A 565-nucleotide genomic window follows, 5' to 3' on the forward strand; every position below is an offset into this window, starting at 1 on the left:
TTATTCACCGAGATGTGCTGTAGTGTTAATTTATTTTGTTACTTATGGTTTTTATATAAAACCACTCTCATATCAGGAAAAATCATGCCACAGCAGTATGTACTTGTTTTAAATTGCGGTAGCTCTAGCCTAAAATTTGCAACCATAGATGCGCAATCTGGTAATGAAACTCTATCAGGGATAGCTGAATGCTTAGGCCTTGAAAATGCAAGCTTAAAATATATATTAAATGGCAATAAGCATAACGTTTCTTTAATTCCAAATGCACAACATACTCAAGCAATATCCATTTTAGTGCAACTTATATATGATAACCAATTATCAGAGCACTTATCGCCGTAGGTCATCGTGTTGTTCATGGCGGCGAACAGTTTACTGGTTCAGTTATCATCACAGATAAAGTAATTTCAGCTATCACCAAAGTATCTGCTCTAGCGCCTTTGCATAATCCGGCTAATTTAATTGGAATAGGCGCAGCAACAAAAGCTTTTGGTTTATTACCACAAATTGCTGTTTTTGATACCGCATTCCATCAAACTATCAGGGCAATCGCATTAAAAATAAC

General features: G+C 35.8%; 1 pseudogene. It reads left to right on the top strand.

The features are described 5' to 3' along the window. Positions 1–84 precede the first annotated feature (84 nt). Positions 85–565 (top strand): annotated as a pseudogene (locus CJF42_RS26330) (acetate kinase); the annotation flags it as partial.

The sequence above is a fragment of the Pseudoalteromonas sp. NBT06-2 genome, from assembly GCF_002276045.1.
Lineage (GTDB): Bacteria > Pseudomonadota > Gammaproteobacteria > Enterobacterales > Alteromonadaceae > Pseudoalteromonas.